At 46.3% G+C, this 22,830-nt stretch carries 17 protein-coding genes; 8 read left to right on the plus strand and 9 right to left on the minus strand.

Annotated features, from left to right (window positions below; translation table 11 throughout):
- Window positions 1–22: 22 nt before the first annotated feature.
- The 4 genes from CAG69_RS11645 to CAG69_RS11660 all read right to left on the minus strand — a co-directional run bounded on the left by CAG69_RS11645 (window position 23) and on the right by CAG69_RS11660 (window position 2,901).
- A complete protein-coding gene (locus CAG69_RS11645; RefSeq protein WP_046875708.1) occupies window positions 23–397 on the minus strand; it encodes a YkvA family protein in 375 nt (124 codons plus the stop codon).
- 165 nt (window positions 398–562) lie between these two features.
- Entirely contained in the window at window positions 563–1,687 is a 1,125-nt protein-coding gene (locus CAG69_RS11650; protein WP_161444285.1) for a M20 family metallopeptidase, read from the minus strand.
- 9 nt (window positions 1,688–1,696) lie between these two features.
- Entirely contained in the window at window positions 1,697–2,164 is a 468-nt protein-coding gene (locus tag CAG69_RS11655) for a YjiG family protein (RefSeq protein WP_005458317.1), read from the minus strand.
- Window positions 2,164–2,901: a nucleoside recognition domain-containing protein gene (locus CAG69_RS11660; protein ID WP_046875706.1), complete on the minus strand. Its 738-nt coding sequence runs from the start codon at window positions 2,899–2,901 to the stop codon at window positions 2,164–2,166. Before CAG69_RS11660 ends, CAG69_RS11655 begins: the two co-directional genes overlap by 1 nt.
- A 448-nt stretch (window positions 2,902–3,349) precedes the next feature.
- On the opposite strand from CAG69_RS11660, the gene CAG69_RS11665 reads away from it, so the two are divergent.
- Both CAG69_RS11665 and CAG69_RS11670 read left to right on the plus strand, forming a co-directional pair.
- Window positions 3,350–3,637, plus strand: coding sequence for a hypothetical protein (locus CAG69_RS11665; protein ID WP_161444301.1), 288 nt, complete (start codon window positions 3,350–3,352; stop codon window positions 3,635–3,637).
- Window positions 3,638–3,733: 96 nt separating this feature from the next.
- Window positions 3,734–4,450, plus strand: coding sequence for a DsbA family protein (locus CAG69_RS11670; protein WP_161444287.1), 717 nt, complete (start codon window positions 3,734–3,736; stop codon window positions 4,448–4,450).
- 67 nt (window positions 4,451–4,517) lie between these two features.
- Here CAG69_RS11670 and CAG69_RS11675 read toward each other — a convergent pair whose 3' ends face one another.
- From CAG69_RS11675 to CAG69_RS11695, 5 genes are all read right to left on the minus strand, one after another.
- Entirely contained in the window at window positions 4,518–6,578 is a 2,061-nt protein-coding gene (locus CAG69_RS11675) for an alpha-amylase (RefSeq protein WP_161444289.1), read from the minus strand.
- A 180-nt stretch (window positions 6,579–6,758) separates the two neighbouring features.
- Window positions 6,759–7,436 (minus strand): monofunctional biosynthetic peptidoglycan transglycosylase, encoded by a 678-nt coding sequence (gene mtgA, locus CAG69_RS11680; protein WP_161444291.1) that lies wholly within the window; start codon window positions 7,434–7,436, stop codon window positions 6,759–6,761.
- 151 nt (window positions 7,437–7,587) lie between these two features.
- Complete coding sequence (gene glgB, locus CAG69_RS11685; protein WP_237668068.1) at window positions 7,588–9,783, minus strand: 1,4-alpha-glucan branching protein GlgB; 2,196 nt, start codon at window positions 9,781–9,783, stop codon at window positions 7,588–7,590.
- 282 nt (window positions 9,784–10,065) lie between these two features.
- Window positions 10,066–12,246, minus strand: a complete 2,181-nt coding sequence (malQ, locus tag CAG69_RS11690; protein ID WP_161444295.1) for a 4-alpha-glucanotransferase — start codon at window positions 12,244–12,246, stop codon at window positions 10,066–10,068.
- A gap of 117 nt (window positions 12,247–12,363) precedes the next feature.
- Window positions 12,364–14,817, minus strand: coding sequence for a glycogen/starch/alpha-glucan phosphorylase (locus CAG69_RS11695; protein WP_005396762.1), 2,454 nt, complete (start codon window positions 14,815–14,817; stop codon window positions 12,364–12,366).
- Between the two features lie 735 nt (window positions 14,818–15,552).
- Between CAG69_RS11695 and malT the strand changes: the two genes are divergently transcribed.
- From malT to rsgA, 6 genes are all read left to right on the plus strand, one after another.
- Window positions 15,553–18,261, plus strand: coding sequence for an HTH-type transcriptional regulator MalT (malT, locus tag CAG69_RS11700; protein ID WP_005396763.1), 2,709 nt, complete (start codon window positions 15,553–15,555; stop codon window positions 18,259–18,261).
- A 580-nt stretch (window positions 18,262–18,841) separates the two neighbouring features.
- Window positions 18,842–19,759, plus strand: coding sequence for a DUF368 domain-containing protein (locus CAG69_RS11705; protein ID WP_041853110.1), 918 nt, complete (start codon window positions 18,842–18,844; stop codon window positions 19,757–19,759).
- A 251-nt stretch (window positions 19,760–20,010) separates the two neighbouring features.
- Complete coding sequence (locus CAG69_RS11710) at window positions 20,011–20,436, plus strand: hypothetical protein (RefSeq protein WP_053808243.1); 426 nt, start codon at window positions 20,011–20,013, stop codon at window positions 20,434–20,436.
- A 9-nt stretch (window positions 20,437–20,445) separates the two neighbouring features.
- On the plus strand, window positions 20,446–21,060 hold the full coding sequence (locus tag CAG69_RS11715; RefSeq protein ID WP_161444297.1) for an SCO family protein: 615 nt from the start codon (window positions 20,446–20,448) through the stop codon (window positions 21,058–21,060).
- Entirely contained in the window at window positions 21,050–21,358 is a 309-nt protein-coding gene (locus tag CAG69_RS11720; RefSeq protein ID WP_005384641.1) for a PTS transporter subunit EIIB, read from the plus strand. The genes CAG69_RS11715 and CAG69_RS11720 overlap by 11 nt, the downstream gene beginning before the upstream one ends.
- 275 nt (window positions 21,359–21,633) lie before the next feature.
- Window positions 21,634–22,710, plus strand: coding sequence for a ribosome small subunit-dependent GTPase A (rsgA, locus tag CAG69_RS11725; RefSeq protein ID WP_161444299.1), 1,077 nt, complete (start codon window positions 21,634–21,636; stop codon window positions 22,708–22,710).
- Window positions 22,711–22,830 lie beyond the last annotated feature (120 nt).

The raw sequence follows: 22,830 nt of genomic DNA on the forward strand, positions 1-22,830 counted from the left end.
CGCTGTACAATAAATTTTCAACTTAATCCGCCATCGAATTCAATTTTTCTCTGGCTCGTTCTTCGTGTTCTTCAGTAATGGCATTGCCGACAGAGTTAGCGGCTAAGGTAAGCGCTGCCATGTCATCGGTAAAGCCGACACCTGCTAACACATCTGGCACCATATCGGTGGGTAATACGAAGTAAGCCAATGCGCCACCTAAAATCGCCTTATGGCGAACGGCGGTGTTGGAATCTGTCATCGCGAGCCATGATTTGATGCCCATAACGGCAATTTCTTCACCCGCTTTCTTAACCGACCCTTTCATTTTGCGCCAGAATGTTTTCTCATCTGGCGCTTGCATCGTTTGATCTTTGGCGTCTTTCGGCGCCGATTTTACAGACATTGTTGTGGTCATCGTTGCCTCCGAAATTTATGACTGTGGCCAACATATTAATAAATCGAACCTGAACGCAAGATTAATAACAAGAAATGATAGTAAAGTGAAACAAAAACACAGATAGAAAAATCCCCAAACCGAAGTCTGGGGATCGTGATGTTGGGAACTAAGTTGTCGAGTGCGCTACTGAGCTATCTTCTCCAGTACACGCATCAGCATTTTGATACGTGGTTCGATAGACTCAAGCAACAAGTACTCTTGGTCACTGTGAAAACCTGCACCGATAGGTCCTAGACCATCCAAAGTTGGAATGCCAAGAATTGCCGTATTGTTTGCATCAGAGCCGCCACCCACTTCTTTCCAGTTGATGTCGATAGCCAGTTCACTTGCTGCGTCTTCAACTAATGCCATCAGGCTTTCGGTTTGCGCGCTTGGCACCATAGAAGGTTTGTAAGCTTCACGAACCAACTCGATGCTAACGCCATCAACAAATGGTGTCTCCAGCATACCGTTTAGCTTGCTATCGACATCATCGTACTCATCGTTATTCCAGAAACGCACATCCACGATCGCTTCAGCGTGCTCAGGGACGATGTTTGCGCCGTTACCGCCAGACACAATACCCACGTTTAATGTGGTGCCAGATTCGAAGTTCGTCATAGCATTGATTGCTAGAATCCAGTTCGCCATCTCGGTAATTGCACTGCGGCCATTTTCTGGCTCGTTGCCAGCGTGCGCCGCCACGCCGTTAAACGTAATTTTGTAACGTGCCATGCCTTTGCGCGCTTTGACTAAACCGCCGTCTGCACGTGCTGCTTCTGCCACCAATACGTTCTTTGCATTTTTTGCAACAGATTGAATCCAGTCGACCGAATCTAACGATCCGGTTTCTTCGTCTGGGTTCATGCAGATACAAATCGACAGTTTATCCAACACCGCTTGGTCGAGGTTACGCATCGCGTACACAATATTCAGCAAGCCAGATTTCATGTCCGAGACACCCGGACCGTACGCTTTTTCAGCGTCTTGAGACATAGGACGTAACTCAGCGGTACCGACAGGGAACACTGTATCCATGTGACCAATCAGCATCACGTCAACTTGCTCAGCCTCAGGCTTGTTTCGAACTTCAAGACCGATACCCGCTCTGCCACAGTCGATGCGTTTTACGCTCCAACCTGACATCGCTTGGTACTTCCCTTCAAATTGAGAAGCGATGAACTCAATGCCATCAGTGGTGTACGTGCCACAATCGACATTGATGAGAGGACGAAGTTCTTCGAGATATTCATTGAGAGAAAACTGCATGATTGCCCCCTAAACAAACAAGTTCATGACTAGCATTGCGCCAAATGCGTTCAATACGGAAATCGCAATCATGATTGGGATATAACGACCTTCAGTACCGATAGGTCCCATAATTCGCCCCATGTACTGAACCTGTGAGCCCATTAAGTAAATTGCAGGTGCAAGAATCGCGATGTGCGTACCGTTCAAGATGCCTTGATCAAACAATGTGATAACCACGCCAACTGCGCCGCCCATCGACATCCAAGCACCAATCAGCACCGCAGCCGCTTCACCTGGCAAACCAAAAACCGCCATTACTGGAGAAAATACCGAGCCCATCAAATCCAACGCGCCAGTAATCTGCAACGCTTTAATGATGACAAACGCCATAAGAACGTTAGGCACGGTTGATGTTGTCGCAATAACCCAGCCTTTTTTAGCGCCTTCAACGAAAATATCTGTCACCATCGGCTTACTTACTTTTACGTCACTCATTACGCCGCCTCCTCTTTTAAGTTCTCAGATTTGTTTTGATCTTGCTTGTCTTCTTTACCTTCTGTGATGTTTAGGTAGATACGGAATAAGTTCGCGCCCACAATTTTAAACAAGAACATCACCACAACCGCCAAACCAATAGAAGACGTTACGGCAAGCGAGCCATCCGCCATCGTCAGCGTAAACAGCACCGCACCTGAGGAAAAAAAGTTAACAATGGTGGCACCAGCGGTGAACTGGAACATAGTGAACACATCGGTTTCGCGTTTGGTAAGATGGCCTTCATCTTTAAGCTGACGAGTCATCGCCGCACCTGCGTCAGTACTTTGCAGCGAAGCGATAAGAGCCAAACCAGAGTTACCTGGGATGCCCATTAGAGGACGTAGAAGAGGAGTAAGAAGCTTACGAGCTGCTTCAAGCGCACCATAGTGCTCAAGTACATTGATCATACCCAGTGCGAACATAACGGTAGGAATCAAAGTAAGTGCAAAAATGAAACCGTCACGTGCACCGCTACCACCAGTACCACGAAGCGACGTTGTTGCAACTTGCACACCGTCAGCCGTTTCGGTGACACCATAAGCCACCTTGCCGAAAGAGCCATTCAACGTGGTGAAATCAAATACGCCATACCATTCGTTCGATTGCATGAGACCAGAAAAGAAGACGACCGCAAACGCCAGTGCAACGTAGCACCCCAGCGTAACCTTGCGCTCGGTTTGAACAGGATTTTTCATAACATTACCTACACATGTGGGACAGGACACATATGTTCACTCGAATAATGTGCTAGAGAGATGATCAAAATCAATCTGCCTGCCGAACATTCTAGCGACTCAGTTATGAAGTTTTGTTTTATGATTTTAATCACATTTGAAAGATAATAAAAATTTGTGCTAACAATTAGGTATATTAATCTATATCGATACCTCAGGACTTCTTCATCAACCCGACCAATGATTCTGACGAATATTGCTTTCTACAACATTCATGACGTACTTCATACTTTGGCATTGAGGCAATATCGATTAACTCGAAAGTAACATTCCATAATGAAATTTAGGTTAGGATTGTCCGGTCATATGCAAACGGCATAAACCAGAATCAACAGGACTAGGCAGCCCATTGTTACGCTCACAACCTAAAATAGCCAAGTGGACACTCGCCCTCGTGTTTTGGGTGGTGATGGTATGTTTAAGCCAAAACTCCGGCTTCTCGAAAAGCTGCCCTAAGGCTCACCAAATACAGAGTCAGAAAGATGAAAGCGTGAATTTATCACCATCTTGCGACCTTTCAGAGAAGCTAGTTCAAGCGTACCAACACCAGTTGGACCATATTCTTATTCCATTTTTTCTGTTTGCTTTGATTGTGGCGCTGCCGATGGCATCCACAGCAATTCATTATCTGGAATACACAGAACCGATACCGGAAAAGTGTCGGGTTCACCTAAAACTTTGCGTGTTTAGAGAATAAACCGAGCAAGGCGAAAGACCTTCTCGCCTGACTTTTGTACGTATTTTATTCATTTCACATAACAAACAACGAAATCTAAAAGTTTTAGGAAATATTATGACATTCACTCGTACACTTTTGACGTTAACGATGGCTATCGTACCTGCCGTATCTTTCGCATCAGAAAAGACCGCAGAACAAAAGCTAGAGGAAGTTACTCAGATACTAAAAGAGAATCCTCAAATTCTTGATTCATTGCACCAAAACCTTCAAGAGTACATTGCGTATCAACAGTCATTTGGCGACACCTTAAAGGAGGTTCGTCACTATCTAAGTGATGGCAAACATTCCTCTTTTGGAGCTGAAAACCCTGAGTTAACCATTATTAACGTAACGGACTACAGTTGCCCTTTTTGTAAACGTTTAGAAGGAGAACTGGTCAAAGTTGGCAAAGAATATCCGCAGATAAAAGTGCTTAACCTCAATGTCTCTTTTAAAGAACAATACGAGAAAAACGGCTACAACTCGGCAAGTTACGCATTAAATGTTTGGCAAAACCAGCGAGATAAGTACGAACAAGTGCATGAGTTACTGGTGAAAAAACCGGGCGCACATGATGCACGTTCGTTAAAACAAATCGCGAAGAAAACAGGGACAGAAGCGCAGCTTGTCGACGACAAAGAGACCAAAGCGCTGCTTGATAAAAACTATCAGTATTTCACGCAACTTGGTTTACGCGGCACGCCTGCGTTGATCATTAATGATCAAGTTATTCCTGGCTATGTGCCGTTTGATGAGCTAGAAAAAGTCATCGACCAAGAACTTGCGAACTAAAACAATAAAGCCCTTCCCTGATAACTCAAGGAAGGGCTTTATATTTACCGACATAAAGAGCGTTTAGTTACTTATTACGTCCTACAAACGCCACGACGACTTTGTCATTGCCAAGCGAACGGGAGAACACATACGCGCCTTCCTGTTCAATCACTTGATGCTGACCTGCGCCAATGGCAGGGTGTGCTTGACGGAACTGACCAAGGGTTTGCCAGTGTTTCAGCAAAGCTTGTTTGTCATCAGATAGCTTCCAAACCATGTCTGAACGTGTGCCTTGGTGGAAATCATCCGCGTAAGGGCCAATGTTACGGCCTACTTCATCGCCATAATAAACCTGAACCGCTCCTGGGCTAAAGAGTAATGCGTTCGCGGCGTTACGTTGCATGCCGTAATCTTTAAAACGTGAGAAGAACAACTCCGTATCGTGAGAAGACATGTAACTGACTGGGTTGAAGTCTTTCTCGTTCGCGATAGTGTCCGCATAGCTTTGGTAAGTATCTGCCATTTGGCTAAAGCAAGCCGCGCCTTTGTCTAGCTTCTTCTGCATATCGAAGTTGATCAACGCGTCAAAACCATCATCGAAATAAGGGCTGCGATACGCGGTGTGTCCCCAGACTTCGCCCATCATCCAGAACGGCTGGCCTGATTTGCCATTTTCTTTACGCCACTGTTCTAGGCTGTTCGATGCTTCCTCTTTTAGACGCTTCCAAACTTCACCTTCGACGTGTTTCACCGTGTCGACGCGATAACCATCAATGCCGAAGCGTTTCACCCAGTCAGTTTGCCATTCAATCAAGTAATCCGAGACGGTGTAATTGTCACGCGCCTCAACGCGAGTACCAGGGTTATCCAATAGCCACTGCGCGGGCTTCACTGCTTTGTCTGATTCAGTGATGAAATCTGGCAAGCCAGCAAGAGACATCGTAATGTCGCTACTGCCCGGAGCTGGGTAACCCGGCAAGCCGGTTCTTACCCAATCGCCGCCCCACCACTTCGCCCAGTTCGGACTCTGATAATCAATATTCTGGTGGTAGCTATGCCAACTTTCGCCTGCTTTTGGTTGCCAGTCGCCCCATTTCTTGGGCAGTTCGGCATTAGGCTTTAACACATCGATACCATCAAACTGTAGATCCGCCAATGTTGAGTAACCAGAATGGTTGATAACCGCATCCATCAAGACTTTGAGGCCGCGCTTGTGCGCCTCTTCCACCAGCATTTTTAAATCATCTTCGTTACCGAAGTTCTCATCAATCTTGGTGAAATCGCGCGTCCAGTAGCCATGGTAAGCATAAAACGGGAATGAGCCACTATCGCCACCACCGACAAAGCCGTGCACTTGTTCAACGATTGGCGACAACCAAATCGCGTCTGTACCTAGGCTCTTGATGTAATCCAATTTCTCAATTACGCCTTTAAGGTCACCGCCGTGGAACGTGCCAACTTCGTCTTTGCCGTCTTTTTTGCGACCATAACTGCTGTCGTTACTTGCGTCTGCGTTGTTGAAACGGTCAACCATCACGAAGTAAATGTTCGCATTTCGGTAATCAAATGGCACCGCTTCTTTGGTTTTCTGTACAGGCTCTAAAAGCACTAGGCCGCCAGAGTCTTTGCTTGGCGTCAGCGATACTTGCTGATCTTTCACTTCGACTATTTGACCCGAGTAAGCTTCTCGCAACTTGGTGCCATCCGGGAAACTGTCACCTAACGCAATGGTGACTTCTCCGCCTTGGTAAACCTCACATTGCACTTGTGGGATTGGGCGTTTGAACTCACTCTTGGCGGCTTTCTTAGGTTCGCGCTTAAAGCGCAGTGTTTTCGCTTCCGCATCAAAAGCGAAAGAGTAATCGCCGGTAAAGCGGATTTTTAACGGTAGTTCCGTTGGTTTTCCGCAGTTCAGCGCAAGAGGTTTATTGAACTTAACTTTCTGACCATCGGGTGCAACGCAGTCACCTTCAACGCCCGTGATTTTTAGCGTGTATCCGTCTTTGGTTAGAGGCACAACCAAAGGCTGTTCTGCACTTAATGGGAAGTCACGGCTGTTGGTCGTGGTAGAAATGGTGATGTTAGGCTCGGCGATGGTACTTGCCGACGCAAGCAGTAAGGTAGTGGTAATCAGGTTCAGTTTCATCGTTCAGTCCATTGGCAGCACATGGTAACCATGCACATTTATTAGTTTTATTCGCACTAATTGTGCCTAGATAAGAAACTGAACACATCATTCTAACTGCCTACGCCCCAAAGGTTGTGACGCTTCACATTTTATTGATATAGGGGCGTAGTTCTATTTAAGCGCAATGGATTGAGGGACTTAAAGTTGCACGCTGCCAAGATTGCTCATTTGGTTCATCGCCCATCTTGTGCGGCGAGCAGTGTAATCACTTTGTGGATAGACTTTGATTCGATATGGGTTTGGCAACACCACGGCTAAACGCGCTGCTTGCCACTTCGAGAGTTGCTTTGCACTGACACCAAAATAATTCTGCGCCGCTGCTTCAGCACCGTAAATACCGGGACCAAATTCAACCACATTTAGATACACTTCGAGAATGCGCTCTTTGCTCCACATCAGCTCCATTAGCAAGGCAAAGTAAAGCTCGTAAGCCTTGCGAGCGTAGGAGTGAGAAGGAAACAAAAACACATTTTTCGCAGCTTGTTGGGTAATGGTGCTCGCGCCTCTCGACGGACCATTATCACCGGCCTCGGAAATCACGTCGAATAGCGATTCGAAGTCCAATCCATAGTGATGAGGGAATTTTTGGTCTTCGGTCGCAATCACCGCTAACTGCATATTTTTTGAAATACGCGACAAGGGTACCCATTCGTGTTGGCTGCTGTCTGGATAGTTCTTTGGTGGCACAACAATGCGGCTTAACTTCCATCCCCATATTGGCGGATCGACATATTTCACCACACCAACCAAAACAACTGGGGCGATCAGCAATATCAACACCATTTTAAATAGAAATGACTTGAGCCTTTTCAACATGTGTGGTTCCCCAATGCATTAGCGATTGATGATGAACAAACCAGCGAGCTTGCCTGATTCAATCAGGAACAACAAGTTTTTGAGGTAAAAAATAGGTCAAAAAAAACCCGATTTACAATGTAAAACGGGCTTAGAATTTGATTAGACTGAATTATTTATTCAGCTTGTAGAAAACAGTTGAAAGTGGTGGTAAACGAAGCTCAAGTGATTGAGGCAGTGATTCACTTTCTACTTTTTCCGTTTTCACACTGGTCAGCACTTTAAAATCGCTGCCGCCGTATTTGCTGTCGTCCGTGTTCAGCAGTAGTTCGTATTGACCTGCATTTGGAACACCTAAACGGAAACGCTCGTGTGGTACGGGCGTAAAGTTGGTGATGATCAAAATACGCTCACCTTCTTTACTGATACGCTCGTGCGCTAGGATACTCGCATCCGCTTCGTCTTGTAGACGCCACTCAAAACCAGCAGGAACACAATCTTGATCGTGCATCGCCGCTTCATTTCGGTACAAGTGGTTCAAATCTCGCATCAACTTTTGAACGCCTTGATGACGCTCATATTCCAGCAAGAACCATTGCAACTGATCATCGTGGTTCCACTCCGCCGTTTGGCCGATTTCCGCGCCCATGAAGTTCAGCTTTTTGCCCGGTTGACCATACATGTAACCGTAGTATGCACGTAGGTTTGCGGTTTGCTGCCATTCATCACCTGGCATCTTGTTATGGATAGAGCCTTTTCCGTACACCACCTCATCGTGAGAGAGAGACAAGACGTAGTTTTCGCTGTGCGCATAAACCAACGGGAATGTGATGGTATTGTGGTGGTATTTGCGGTGAACAGGATCTTCTTTGATGTATGAAAGACTGTCGTGCATCCACCCCATATTCCACTTGAAGCCAAAACCTAAACCCCCCATAAAGGTTGGCGCAGACACCCCCGGAAACGCCGTTGACTCTTCCGCAATCGTCATCGCATTCGGGAAGTGCTTGTACACTTCTTCGTTCATCCATTTTAAGGTTGCGATCGCGTCGTAGTTTTCGTTGCCACCGTCGACGTTCGGTACCCATTGATCATGACTGCGCGAGTAATCGAGATAGAGCATCGACGCGACTGCGTCCACGCGAATGCCATCAATATGGAATTGTTCAAACCAGTACAGCGCATTCGATACAAGGAAGCGACGCACATGTTCACGGCCTAAATCGTAGATGTATGAGTTCCAATCTTGGTGCCAACCGCGACGCGGATCCGGGTCGTGGAACAGAGGCGTACCATCAAAGTTCGCTAAGCCATGATCATCCGATGGGAAGTGCGCCGGAACCCAATCCAACACCACACCGATACCAGCTTGGTGACACGCATCCACGAAGAATTTGAAATCATCAGGTGAGCCAAAACGGCTGGTTGGCGCAAACAAGCCAACGGGTTGATAGCCCCATGAACCGTAGAATGGATGCTCAGACACAGGCATCAGCTCAACGTGGGTGTAGCCCATATCCACAAGGTATGGCACCAACTGCTCCGCGAGTTCGCAGTAGTTGAGGAAATCGCCTTTCTCGTTGCGCTTCCATGACCCAGCATGCAGCTCATAAAATGATAACGCTTCATCACGCTTTTGCGTCACTGCGCGATTTTGCCATTTCGCATCTTGCCATTGGTAACGCTTGTGATCGTAAGTAATGGACGCGAACGATGGGTACTGCTCAGAGTAAAAACCCCAAGGGTCTTGTTTGTGTGGCAGCCCTTCCCCATTTGGCCCTTTGAGCTCAAATTTGTACTGAACGCCTTCTTCTAAGCCAGGAATGAACAAACCCCAAATGCCATAATCTAAACGTTGCATCGGGTGACGACGACCGTCCCATTGGTTGAAGCAACCCACAAGGCTAACAGCCGATGCATGCGGTGCGTAGACAAGGAAGCGAACACCGGAGATGTTTTCACCGCCACGTTCTAGCGTGACAAAGTGTGCGCCCATATAGTGATACATGTCTTTGGGCGTATGCAGATGCTCGTACTCTTGGTAAATGTTGTGGTACTGGTACGGGTCATCAATAATTTGTTCAACACCATTCCAATCGACCGCCAAGCGGTAGTGGGTCAGGTGTAAATCGCGTTGTTCTTTTAAGATAAAACCGCTGTCACCATCACGCTCAAGCGCCACGCGAGGTTCGCCATTAACAAGCAGTTCAACCTTGTTTGCGCCCGGCATCCACACTCGCAGCGATCCTTCGCCATCATCAATGAATGGCCCCAACGCCGAAAATGGGTCTGAGTAAGCCGCCTCAGCAAGCAGTTCATATGCGCGTTCGTGTTGTTTCTTTATTTTCTTGGTTTTGGTGGTTTTCAAATCTTTCTCCCTAGAGCCAATATCCTTTTCAAGACCAGAAATCTGAATCAAACATCGGTTTCTCCACAGCCAACGTTGTGAACTCACAAAAGACTTCGCTTAAAACATGTATGCATCAAGCGATGTCAAAAACAAAAAATGCCCGCTATTGTCGCGGGCATAATAACGGTACTTCATCCTAACGGATTGTGTTTTCGGAATGAGTGACCTAGACGGAACTTTCGTACCTCTGAGCTAACAAAATTGGTAATCCGCTCATTCATCTACGTCACTCTACGCATCTTACTTGCTCGCCTGTGCACGAACTTCAGTGAGGCGTTTAGAAATTCGATTCACATCTTCACGGCTGAAGATTTCATCTAGGTTCATCGACAATTTACGACGCCAGTTTGGATACTCATCCACCGTGCCAGGAATGTTGACCGGTTGATCCATTTCTAGCCAGTCTTCAAGCTGAACGCTAAGCAGTGCAGAGTCACCCGCTGCTACGTGCAGTTGCAGCGCTTCGCTTAGGTACGAGTCCATCGGTACGTACTGAGCATCATGACCAATGCCTTCTGGTAAATAACCGTGCCAGCGAACACTGTCTAAGATGCCTTGCTTGCACTTCAAGCGATCAGCAAATAAGCCTTCCAACTGTTTTTCATCTGGGTAAAGGCCAATCTCACGACCCATTTTCAAATCATCGCAGTGCCAGAAACCACGCAGGGTTGGCATGTCATGCGTACACAGTGCCGCCATCGATTGCTCTGCGTAGTGCTTCGGAGAAATGAACCCACCGTCTTCTTTCGAAGTTTCGAAGAAGAATACTTTGTATGAGTGCACACCTGCATCGCGTAGGATATCGACGATTTCATCTGGCACAGTACCTAAGTCTTCACCAATCACAGAACACTGATGACGGTGCGACTCAAGCGCTAGGATTGCGAGCATGTCTTCCACTGGGTAGTACAAGTAAGCGCCCTCTGTCGCCTTCTCGCCTTTTGGAATCCACCAAAGGCGAAGCAGGCCAAGTACGTGGTCGATACGCAGTGCACCACAGTGCTTCATGTTGGCACGTAACAACTTGATGTACGCGTCGTAACCCGTCGCTTCTAAAACTTGAGGGTTAAGCGGTGGCAGACCCCAGTTTTGACCCAGAGGACCAAGTACATCCGGCGGCGCACCGATACTTGCGTCTAACACTAAGTTACCGTCGTCGGCCCAAGTTTCACTACCTGAGTCGGCAACACCGACAGCAAGGTCACGGTACAAGCCCACAGCCATGCCTTTTTCTTTTGCCAGTGACTGCGCTTCTTTGATTTGATCGTCTGCGATCCACTGTAGGTACATGTACAAGTGAACGCGGTCTTGATTGTCTTTGATATATTTCTGAGTGCCGGCTGCGTCGAATGTGCGGTATTTCTCAGGGAATACAGGCCAACCCCACATGTTTGAATCTTCTGCGTGTAAATCCGCATGAAGCGCATCGAATGCAGCTTGGTGTAACAAGCTGTCGCCACCTTTTTCTACAAAGTCCAAGAATGCACGAGCGCGGTCGGTGTTTTTGTCTAAATGGCGAGCTTTAAACTCACTAAACAGCAGCGGAAGAACGCTCATTTTCAGTTGCGAAACTTCTGTGTAGTTCACCCAATGAGAGTCACGTGCTTTTTGTAGACGCTGTTGAAACTCTGCACTACCAACACGTTGCTGAGCTTCAGCACTCAGTGCGAATTCAGGTACAGAACTTACGTCGATGTACATGATATTCAACCAACGACGAGAAGACGGGCTGTATGGGCTCGCGCCTTCTGGGTTCGCTGGGAACAGTGAGTGAATTGGGTTCAAACCAATGAAGTCACCGCCACGAGAAGCGATATCGCTCACCAACTGTTTTAGGTCACCAAAATCACCGATACCCCAGTTGTGCTGAGTACGCAGTGTGTAAAGCTGGATACTAGGACCCCATAGCTTTTTATGTTGGTTTAGATCGTCTTGTTTGAAACACGCTTTCGGCGTGATGATCAATGACATCTCGTAAGGCGTTTTACGACGCTTACGGCTGACAATCAATTTGTGATAACCCCAAGCCAAGTTCTTTGGCAATGCAAACACTAGAGGGCCACCCTCAGCACGCTCATCACGAACAATTTGGGACTGAAGATAGCCTTCAAGTACCTCTCCTTGTTCTGTTTCTAAACGCCAGCTGAATTCACTCTCACGAGCACTCGTACCTAGGTTTAGTTCCACTTCGACTGGTTCGCCGTCGCGTAAAACAAGAACAGGGGCTAGTACGTCTTTTTTATGTTTCTTTTCAGCAGAAGCCAATAGTTTTTCATCGCTGCTAGTATCGTAGCCAAGCGAAGCGAGCAAGCGGCGTAGCGTCTCCTCAGACACTTTTGCCTCATCTCCCCAAGCACTGACATAGCTATCAGCCAATCTCGCCATTTCCGCGACTTTCTTTAATGCTGTTTGTTCTTTCATCGCTTTCTCCGAAGGTAATACCAACACCTTCCATGTAGGGTTTTATTGTTATCAATAACTTCTTTTGGAAAATGACCAAAGGTAGCGCTTGGCTACCTTGGTCTTAACTCTGTTCTATTAACGGTGAACCGCTTTTAGTTTCCAGATGTTGTTCACATAGTCGCGAATTGAGCGATCTGAGGTGAACTTGCCGACAAGGGCGGTATTAAGAATGGCTTTCTTCGCCCAGCCAGCTTGGTCTTTGTATTGTTCGCTCATGTCTTCGTGCGCTTTCACGTAAGATGCGAAGTCCGCAAGACATAAGTACGGGTCACCGCCGTCTAGTAGGCTGTCGTACGTTGCACGCAGTAAGCCTGGTTGACCTGGAGTGAATTCTTCACCCAGTAGCAGGTCCATGGACGCTTTGAGTAGGTGATCCGCATTGTAGTAATCAAATGGGTTGTAACCTTGAGCTTTCAGCGCTTTCACACCTTCAACGTCTAGACCGAAGATGTAGATGTTCTCATCGCCTACTTCTTCACGAATCTCAACGTTAGCACCATCCATCGTACCGATCGTTAGGGCACCGTTAAGCGCCATCTTCATGTTACCAGTACCTGATGCTTCTTTACCCGCAAGTGAAATTTGTTGTGATACGTCCGCCGCAGGAATAATAATTTCAGCCATGCTCACGCGGTAATCAGGAATGAAGACCACTTTCAGCTTGTTGCCGATGCGAGGGTCGTTGTTCACTTTCTCAGCAATTTTGTTAATAGCGAAAATGATTTCTTTCGCTAGGTGGTAACCCGGTGCCGCTTTCGCTGCGAAGAACACAACGCGAGGCACACATTCGAAGCCTGGTTCGTTAATAATGCGATGGTACAGAGACAGTACGTGTAGAAGGTCTAAGTGCTGACGCTTGTACTCGTGCAGACGCTTGATTTGAACATCGAAGATCGCATTAGTATCGAGTTCGATACCCATGTTCTCTTTCACCCAGTTAGCTAGGCGTTCTTTGTTCTCTTTCTTCACTGCCATGAATTCTTTCTGGAATTTCTCGTCAGTGGCGTACTTAGCGATGCCTTCTAGTTGCTCTAGTTTCGCAGGCCATTCTGGGCCGACTTTCTCTGTGATTAGCTTAGAAAGACCTGGGTTACAGAACTTCAACCAACGACGTGGCGTAATACCGTTCGTTACGTTGTGTAGACGTGTTGGGTACATTTCGTGGAACTCTGGGAACAGGTCTTTCTTAACCAATTCAGAGTGAAGTGCCGCTACACCGTTTACTGCGTAAGAGCCAATTACACATAGGTTTGCCATGCGAACCATGCGGTGGAAACCTTCTTCGATGATAGAAAGCTTCTGTTGTTTCGCAACATCACCCGGCCACATTGCACGTACGTCTTGTAGGAAGCGGTGGTTGATCTCGTAAATGATCTCCATGTGACGTGGTAGTAGGTGCTGAATTAGCGACTCTGGCCATGTCTCTAGTGCTTCTGGAAGTAGCGTGTGGTTTGTGTACGCGAAGGTTTGAGAGCTGATTTCCCAAGCCGCTTCCCAAGTTAGACCTTTTTCGTCCATCAGGATGCGCATTAGCTCAGGAATCGCAATCGTTGGGTGCGTATCGTTAAGCTGGATAGTCTCTTGCTTCGGTAGATCCGCTAGCGAGTAGCCAGCTGCTTCGTGGCGACGTAGGATGTCACGTACAGACGCAGCTGAGTGGAAGTACTGTTGCATTAGACGAAGTGTTTTACCTTTCTCGTGGTTGTCATTCGGGTAAAGCACTTTAGTGATGTTGCCTGCGTCGATCAGTGCGTGCTGCGCTTCGAAGTAGTCACCGTTGTTAAAACTTGCTAGCGAGAATGGTGCAATTGCCTGACATTCCCAAAGACGTAGCGGGTAAACCGTGTCTGATTCGTAACCCACAATTGGTAGATCCCAAGGCATTGCTCTTACAGACATGCCAGGAACCCATTTGCGAACTTCTTTACCGTTCTCGTTAACCACTTCAACGTGACCGTAGAAACCGATCTCTTGTGCGAGTTCTGGACGAGCAATTTCCCAAGGGTAGCCTTCTACACCACGCCATGCGTCAGGTGCTTCTTGCTGGCGACCATCTTTGAAAGACTGTTTGAACAAACCGTATTCGTAGTGCAAGCCGTAACCGACGGTTGGGAATTCTTGTGCCGCACATGAATCCATGAAACATGCCGCTAGACGACCAAGACCACCGTTACCCAATGATGGGTCACGTTCTTCTTCTAGCAGGTCAGTTAGGTTGTAACCCAGTTCAGCCATTGCTTCTGTTACTTGTTCGTACAGACCCATGCTGATTAGGTTGTTACCCGTCAAACGACCGATAAGGAACTCTAGCGAAAGGTAGTTAACGCTCTTCGCACTTTTAATGCGCGGATCTTCTTCAGTAGCAAGCAAATCTAGAGTAGTGAACTCAGCCAGTGCATGACCCATTGCTAGGTACCAAGCGCGGCTGTCTGCGTTTTCAATCGTGTGAGCGTAAGTTACAGATAGGTGTTTCTTTACGCTTTCTTGGAACGACTTCTTGTCAAATTGTTTTTGTTGAGTAGGTTTCATTACGAAATTCTCACGTCTTTTGGTAATTCATCTGCCATACATCGTGCATTTACCTCTGTGAATAAACATCCTCCTAATTCTCCTCCTTTGAAGGAGGAGGGCTGAGGGCGTAGAGGGGGTACCATTGCTAGGTTAGTGATCCAAATCTCAACAAAGTGAACTTTGCACCAGTTCTTAGTGATTTTGATCACAATGGAATGTGAGAAAGGTTAAAACCCATTCATGACGCTTTTTATAGTCCACTCATCTGATGATGTGAAAATTGTAATATCGGTCACATTAACTTGGTTAACATGGAAAGATTTTTCATAATCGATGTGCAACGAGATCTTAATACACTCGACACAAAAGATATTTAAGTGACAAGAATCACAAATAAAGGGCGTAGTTGATGGTAAATCCATCAACCCTTGAGAATTAGGAAGTGGATCAAAGTAACGGACATTTCTGATGTCGTAACATCCCACACGGCTCACAGGATTGTACGCTTTTTATACAAACTAGAATTAGGCGGTGTGAGTTATTTCTAGTTTTCGCTAGCTTTTATATCTAAGTGACCGTATGGAATGCTTTTTCAGACGGATGCAAGCCCCAACAAGAGGCGACATCAACCGGCATTCAAGCAGTTTTTGATGCCGGTGAAATCATTCAGTAAGACGAAGCTTTCGAGGGGGCCTTACTGAAATGATCACGTCGCAATCACTTGGGTATACATAAATAAGGACATAATTACTAATGTGGATTCCATCTAAGCTTACTCGACCAGGACGCCTGCACAATGCCATCGTGCGCCCACGAGTGTTGGACTTACTACAGCAAGCGCCTTACTACAAATTGGTTTTATTCCGCTCCCCAGCAGGTTACGGAAAAACCACCATGGCAGCGCAGTGGCTATCCGATAAACCAAACGTCGGTTGGTACAGCATTGATGACAGCGATAACGACGGCTTTCGTTTTGTGAACTACCTGCTTCAAGCATTAAACAAAGCCACCAACTTCAGTTGCTCTAACGCACAAAAACTGGCGGAAAAACGCCAGATCTCTTCTCTACGTTCTTTATTCAGCGAAGTATTCGCGGAAATGGCTGATTTTCATCAAGAGTGCTACGTGGTGCTAGATGACTATCACTTGATCACCAACGATGAAATTCATGAATCCATGCGTTTCTTCTTAAAACACATGCCAGACAACCTCACCGTTGTGGTAACAAGTCGTGCAGCGCCGCCTCTGGGTACTGCAAACTTACGTGTTCGTGATTTAATGATCGAAATCGGCAACGAGATGTTGGCGTTCGATACCGAAGAAACGACTCGTTTCTTTAATCAGCGTATTGCCGATGGCATCGACGAAGACATGGCAAACAGCCTCAGAACCTATGTGGAAGGTTGGCCATCGGCGATGCAGTTGATCGCGTTGCAAGCGCAACATCAAAACCGTACGTTGGCACAAACCGTAGAGTCGGTATCTCAGTTCAATCACGCGCATTTGTGGGATTACCTGGTCGAAGAAGTATTTGACCTACTCGATCACGAAACTCGTCATTTCTTGATGCAAGTTTCCGTGCTTGACCACTTCAATGATGAGTTGGTGTTTGCCCTCACCCAACGCGAAGATGCGCTTGGTTTGATCGAATCATTAAACCGCTACGGCTTATTCATTTACCCGCTCGAAGGGGAGCAAAACTGGTTCCGATTCCATAACTTATTTGGTGAGTTTTTGTCTCATGAGCGCCAAGCGCGTATTCCTCAGCAAGAAAAAGATCTCCACCGCAATGCAGCTGTTGCCTGGTTACAACAAAAAGCACCGCACCAAGCGATTCACCATGCACAAAAGTCGAACGATAAAGACTTGGTGGTAGAAATTCTAAACGAATTCGGCTGGAAGATGTTTAACCAAGGCGAGCTCAGCACACTGGAAAGCTCAATTAATAAGTTGGATGCTGAGCTTCTGTTCAGCCACCCAAAACTTACAATGCTCCGAGCTTGGTTGGCTCAAAGTCAACACCGTTATAACCAAGTAGGCCACTTGCTTGAAGAAGCGGAAGAGGAGCATAAAAAGCGTAACATTGAGTTAGATATTCATTATCAAGGTCAAGCAAACGCGCTGCTTGCTCAAGTGGCTATCAACAGCAACCAGCCAGAGAAAGCACTCGAATTAGCGGAGCTAGCACTTAGCCAACTTGATAACACGATTTACCGTAGCCGCATTGTGGCAACTTCGGTTGTTGGCGAAGTTAACCACGTGCTAGGTAAACTCGACCGCGCGTTACCGATGATGCAACAAACCGAGAAGCTGGCTCGTCAGTACCAAGTTTACCACCAAGCGTTATGGGCGATATTGCAACAAAGCGAAATTTTGATTGCGCAAGGTTACGTACAAGCCGCCTTTGAGCTGCAAGATTCCGCATTCCGCCTGATTGAAGATCAGCAACTTCAACATGTTCCTCTGCACGAGTTTTTGCTGCGTATTCGAGCGCAAGTGCTTTGGTGCTGGAACCGACTTGATGAAGCAGAAGAATGTGCCTACCGAGGTCTACAAATTCTCGAAAACCATTCGCCAAGTAAGCACTTACACAGCTACTCGATGCTGGCGCGTATTGCGGTTGGCCGTGGCGAGCTAGACAAAGCCGGTAAATTCATTGAGCATATCCAACACTTGATGAAACAGTCGACTTACCATGTAGACTGGACAGCAAACGCTTCACTATCGTTGATCCTATTTTGGCAAGCGCGCGGTAACACCGATGCAATGCAAGAATGGCTCAACACTGCGGTTCGTCCTGAATCGGCATGCAACCACTTTTCACAATTGCAATGGCGTAACATTGCACGCGCACACATCAACTTAGGTCAATATACCGAAGCGCGCGCAGCATTGGATTTCCTCCAAAGTGAAGCTCGTCGAACCAACCTGATCACAGATACTAATCGCAACTTAGTGGTCGAAGCGGTGTTTGCTGCTCGTCAAAAAGACGAAGAGCAAGCAAAAGCTTTGCTAAAAGAAGCGTTAGTGATGACAAACCAGACGGGGATGGTAGGTAATTTCCTCATTGATGGCGCCACCATTGGCGGGCTACTGGAGAAGTTAAGCCTCCGCCATGAGTTAGGCGATCTAGAACGTCACCGCGCTCAACAATTGATGAAGGATATTTCCTCCAATCAGCGCAGCCGCTCTATTCACTTTGATGAAGACTTCATTGAGAAGCTGGTAAACCACCCTAACGTACCGGAACTGGTTCGCACAAGCCCACTGACTCAACGTGAGTGGCAGGTGCTTGGTTTGATTTATTCTGGTTTCAGTAATGAGCAAATCGCGCAAGAGCTTGATGTGGCAGGCACCACGATTAAAACCCACATTCGCAACTTGTACCAAAAGCTCAATATCGCCAATCGTAAAGAGGCCATTGTGACAGCTGAAAATTTACTCCAGTTGATGGGGTACTGATCAGCTCAAGAAAACAGATTAAAACCTAAAGTGAAATACAAGGGGTTGGCGTGATGCGTCAGCCCTTTTTTATGAGTCTAGAACGAGGAAAGTGCAATTTGCAAAGCACGTAAGTAACGTTGTTCATATAAAAAAATAGCCAACCGCAATAATCGCGATTGGCTTATATTTAGTGTGAACAAATTGTATTCACTAACAACGTCAGTTGGCTAGGTGACCCTCGGCTTAAGAAGGGCCGAGCAGTATTATTCATTAATCATGCCAAAATGCAAAGACTTATTTTTGGGCACAGGATCTCATATAAAGTGAATTTGCCTATATAAAATATAGCAAAACGCAAATTCAATTATCAAATTGCATTTGCATAATGCAACAAACGTAGCCATTGATAGTACAGTTAATCATCTCAATAATGTAAACCAAATATTAAGATATCGTTGTATTTGAATCACCTCATAACCTGTAACAAAAATAAGCAATTGCTTGGATATAAAACCCAGTAGCTACAGCACTATTTCATACTTTTTTCGTCGCAATGTTTGTATACTCTGTGCCATCGAAACGACTTAGCATTAGAGCAATGAACTACTTAATTACTTTCTTCAAAGGAATCGCCATGGGCGCAGCAGATGTTGTTCCTGGCGTATCAGGCGGCACCATCGCGTTTATCACCGGCATTTACGATACGCTGCTTGAGAGCATTCGACGCATTAACCCATCACTTTTCTCTATTTGGCGAAAAAAAGGGGTTAAAGCTGCCTTTAATCACATCAACGGTTTCTTCCTTATCGCTCTGTTTGCCGGTATTTTCACCAGCATTGCTACGCTAGCAAAGTTGATCACTTGGCTTCTTGACACACACCCGATCCCACTTTGGTCATTTTTCTTTGGTCTGATTTTGGTATCGGTCTATCACATTATTCGTCAGGTTGAACAACGTGATCTTATCCGCTTCGTGACTTTACTTGTTGGTGTCGGGTTTGCTTACAGCATCACCGTGCTTAAACCTCTGCACATGGAACCAACGGCCATTAACACATTGTTCGCTGGTGCTATCGCGATTTGCGCGATGATCTTACCGGGCATCTCTGGCAGCTTTATCTTGTTATTGATTGGGATGTATGCACCTGTATTAGCCGCCGTGAAAGGTTTCCAAGTCGATACATTGGCGCTGTTTTTGTCAGGTTGTGTGATTGGTTTGCTGTCCTTTTCGCATCTATTGTCGTGGTTACTACGCAAGTTCCGCGATTTCACTCTGATGTTTTTGACAGGCTTAATGATTGGTACGTTACCAAAGATTTGGCCTTGGAAAGAAACCATCACTTGGCGCACCAATTCAAAGGGTGAGCAAGTGCCCTTGCTACAGCACAACCTATCACCATTTGAATTTGAACACGTAACATCACAACCTTCTCAGTTAGTGCTTGCCGTTGTGATGATGCTTGCTGCCATTGCGCTGGTTTTGAGTCTCGAAAAATTCGCGGATTCAGACAAGTAACTGCGGTATCAAATCAATACGGAATCAACAAACAAGAACGGAGCCAATTGGCTTCGTTTTTGTTTGTTGGCTAAGAGAAAATCATCGCAATTGAAAATCTTTATGGGCTTGATTCAACAGCCCCTAAGCCGCGCGGTTATTTTGATCTCTGTCATCGAGGCACAACGCACAATTTATCTAGGCCACGAGTTGGCGAATGACGCTTCTGTGCTACGATGCAGATAATGTTAAGTGATAAATGCTGAACCTTAATGAAAGTGTTACAAATCGCCGCTGTTTCAGCCGCACTGGTTGCGGGATTTTATGCCCCGACGTTACTAAAAAGCTTTTCTTCATCCACTCCGATCAAACCGATAGATGAGTATTGCTTTCTCTCTACTGTCTCGTGCGTTCAAGAGAATGTTACGATGACGCTCAACGCAGATACTGCTCAACCCTTGGTACCCACTACTCTGAATGTTGAGTGGCACACAAGCGATGCTGAGCAACTCGTCCTAAGCCTTTCAGGAAGAGAAATGGAGATGGGAGAACCCAAGTTTTTACTGAAGCAAGTCACTCCCGGTCAATATCAAGGTGACATCATTCTGCCGGTTTGCACTCAAGACGCCATGACCTGGGTTGGTGAACTCAGTGATGGAGAGAATACCGTTTACCCTGCTATAAAAATGCAAAGATAAGGAATCATTATGAGCCGCAATTGGTCCCTATTTCTCGTAGTTGCTTTCGCCCTCGGGTTTGGCGTAAAGAGCTATTTAGATAATCAGAAAACGAAGCCAGAGCAAGTGGATAGTTCCACCTCTCAACAAACGGTATTGTTTGGGGAAAATAACCAAGCCGTCAATATCTTCGATGTGAATGACCCTCGCATTCGAGTCGTCTATTTTGGTTTTACTCGCTGCCCAGATGTTTGTCCAACTTCGCTTGCTATGCTGGCAGGAGCCCTGAATCAAATCGATGAAACGCAAAAAGCACAACTGCGCCCAATGTTCATTTCTTTAGACCCAGAGCGTGATGAGGCCGATGCATCAGCAAAATATGCCCATTACTTCCATCCAATGATTGAAGGCCTATCGGCACCACTTGATGTAACGACACCTTTGGCACACAACTATGGTGTCATTTTCCGCAAGACAGAATTGGAAGGCTCGGAACTAAAGTACACGCTGGATCATAGCTCTTACTTTTACTTCTTGAAGCCGGATGGCACGTTAATCACTAAAGTACCGCATACGCTCTCGCCGGCACCGATTGTTGAAGCCATTTCAAAACTAACGACCGAAGGCTCTTCAAATGACGGTTAAGTCAGTGCTGAAGCAATTTTTCAATTTCCTAACTCATACCAACCCCAATGTCGAACAAGACGTCGATACGATCATTGACGCCATTGGGGGCATAGAGAACCTGCTAGAAACTGGTGCATGTGCGACTCGGCTGCGTCTTACCCTCAGAGCGACGTCCGTCATCGATAAGAACGCACTCAAAAATCATGGCGCGCATGGCGTCGTGATATTGGATGATCGTCATGTCCAAATCATATACGGCTTAAAAGCCAACACGTATTCGCAGATTATGGAAGAGCGCATCACAAAACAAAGTTAATATTTTTGCAGTATAGCTACCCTCTTTAAAAAAGGGCGGCTATACTCTTTTGGCTTAATTAACTCACTTATTTATTAACCAACGAAGAGGACACAAGATGATTGTATTGGATAACACTAACTGGGCATCGCAAGGGTAACCCTAACAGCACCAACTCTGTGGCATAACCACAATTCCCCTTCTCTGCCCGGTCTTCACCGGGGTCAACTCTATCCGAATTAGACCCTAATGCGATTTGTATTAAGGCGCTTTGTTGCGTCTGGGATAATTCAATAATGAATCAAACACATACTTTTTGTGACACATTAGTTTCAACTTCAAACCCTCTAAAACAATTGGGTTGGAAACCATTTTTTCAGCAACAACTGACATTAGACGATTACGACAACACTATCTTTGCTCGTGTAATTGCGCATCACCGAAGTGGTTATTTATTGGCAACAGAAACTGGGCAAGTTCATCTTAATGCCCACCACTCTTTACCCAATATGACCGTCGGAGACTGGGTAATCTTAAATGAAGATCAGCAATTTGTTCGCTTACTGGATCGCTTGAGCCTCTTTAGCCGCAAAGCCGCTGGCAGCAAAGTGGCAGAGCAACTCATCGCCGCAAATGTGGATACCGTTTTTATCGTCTGTTCCCTTAACGACGACTTCAATTTAAGTCGTATTGAACGCTATCTCGCCTTGGCTCATGAAGCCGAAGTCGAACCCGTCATCGTGCTTTCCAAAGCCGATTTGTGTGGCAATATTGATGAACTAAAAAGCCAAGTACAGAAGCTCGACCCTCTATTAGTCATAGAGACAGTCAACGGCTTAGAAACAGAGAGTGCTTCTAAACTCATGAGCTGGTGCGAAGAAGGACAAACCGTCGCTTTTATCGGTTCTTCAGGCGTTGGCAAATCAACTCTTGTGAATGCATTACTCGGGCAGCAAGAACAGGCGACTGGGCATATTCGTGAAGACGATAGCAAAGGGCGACATACAACCACATCGCGCTCTATCCATCTATTACCTGATGGCGGCATCTTGATTGATACTCCGGGAATGCGCGAGCTTCAACTAGCAGACTGCGAAGTGGGCGTCAGTGAGGCATTTTCTGACATTGAGGGTCTCGCTCAGCGTTGTCGCTTTGGTGATTGCCAGCATCAAACTGAGCCGGGTTGCGCAGTTCAAGCTGCGATTGAAAATGGCAAACTGGAGATTCGTCGTTTCAATAACTATCAAAAACTATTGCGAGAACAAGCCTTTAACGGCGCGACTTTGGCAGAACAACGAGCTCAAAGTCGACAGTTCGGGAAACTCACTCGAAATGCCATGAGTGATAAGCGCAGGCGCCAACAAAGTTATTGATTTGTTACGTTTGAGTTGTCAATAAAATCAAAGGAGACGAAAGTCTCCTTTTTAACAACTTTATTAAAAACCATTACTCATAACTAATGATAATTTTCAACATAAAAATCTTATTTAAAT

Source organism: Vibrio sp. V43_P6S15P86 (assembly GCF_009904725.1).
In the GTDB taxonomy this organism is placed as follows: Bacteria; Pseudomonadota; Gammaproteobacteria; order Enterobacterales; family Vibrionaceae; genus Vibrio; species Vibrio diabolicus.

Bases quoted from the DNA above. Each gene is read 5' to 3' on its own strand.
- CAG69_RS11645 (WP_046875708.1), bottom strand. From the start codon at position 397: ATGACCACAACAATGTCTGTAAAATCGGCGCCGAAAGACGCCAAAGAT.
- CAG69_RS11650 (WP_161444285.1), bottom strand. From the start codon at position 1,687: ATGCAGTTTTCTCTCAATGAATATCTCGAAGAACTTCGTCCTCTCATC.
- CAG69_RS11655 (WP_005458317.1), bottom strand. From the start codon at position 2,164: ATGAGTGACGTAAAAGTAAGTAAGCCGATGGTGACAGATATTTTCGTT.
- CAG69_RS11660 (WP_046875706.1), bottom strand. From the start codon at position 2,901: ATGAAAAATCCTGTTCAAACCGAGCGCAAGGTTACGCTGGGGTGCTAC.
- CAG69_RS11665 (WP_161444301.1), top strand. From the start codon at position 3,350: ATGGTATGTTTAAGCCAAAACTCCGGCTTCTCGAAAAGCTGCCCTAAG.
- CAG69_RS11670 (WP_161444287.1), top strand. From the start codon at position 3,734: ATGACATTCACTCGTACACTTTTGACGTTAACGATGGCTATCGTACCT.
- CAG69_RS11675 (WP_161444289.1), bottom strand. From the start codon at position 6,578: ATGAAACTGAACCTGATTACCACTACCTTACTGCTTGCGTCGGCAAGT.
- mtgA (WP_161444291.1), bottom strand. From the start codon at position 7,436: ATGTTGAAAAGGCTCAAGTCATTTCTATTTAAAATGGTGTTGATATTG.
- malQ (WP_161444295.1), bottom strand. From the start codon at position 12,246: ATGAAAGAACAAACAGCATTAAAGAAAGTCGCGGAAATGGCGAGATTG.
- CAG69_RS11695 (WP_005396762.1), bottom strand. From the start codon at position 14,817: ATGAAACCTACTCAACAAAAACAATTTGACAAGAAGTCGTTCCAAGAA.
- malT (WP_005396763.1), top strand. From the start codon at position 15,553: ATGTGGATTCCATCTAAGCTTACTCGACCAGGACGCCTGCACAATGCC.
- CAG69_RS11705 (WP_041853110.1), top strand. From the start codon at position 18,842: ATGAACTACTTAATTACTTTCTTCAAAGGAATCGCCATGGGCGCAGCA.
- CAG69_RS11710 (WP_053808243.1), top strand. From the start codon at position 20,011: ATGAAAGTGTTACAAATCGCCGCTGTTTCAGCCGCACTGGTTGCGGGA.
- CAG69_RS11715 (WP_161444297.1), top strand. From the start codon at position 20,446: ATGAGCCGCAATTGGTCCCTATTTCTCGTAGTTGCTTTCGCCCTCGGG.
- CAG69_RS11720 (WP_005384641.1), top strand. From the start codon at position 21,050: ATGACGGTTAAGTCAGTGCTGAAGCAATTTTTCAATTTCCTAACTCAT.
- rsgA (WP_161444299.1), top strand. From the start codon at position 21,634: ATGAATCAAACACATACTTTTTGTGACACATTAGTTTCAACTTCAAAC.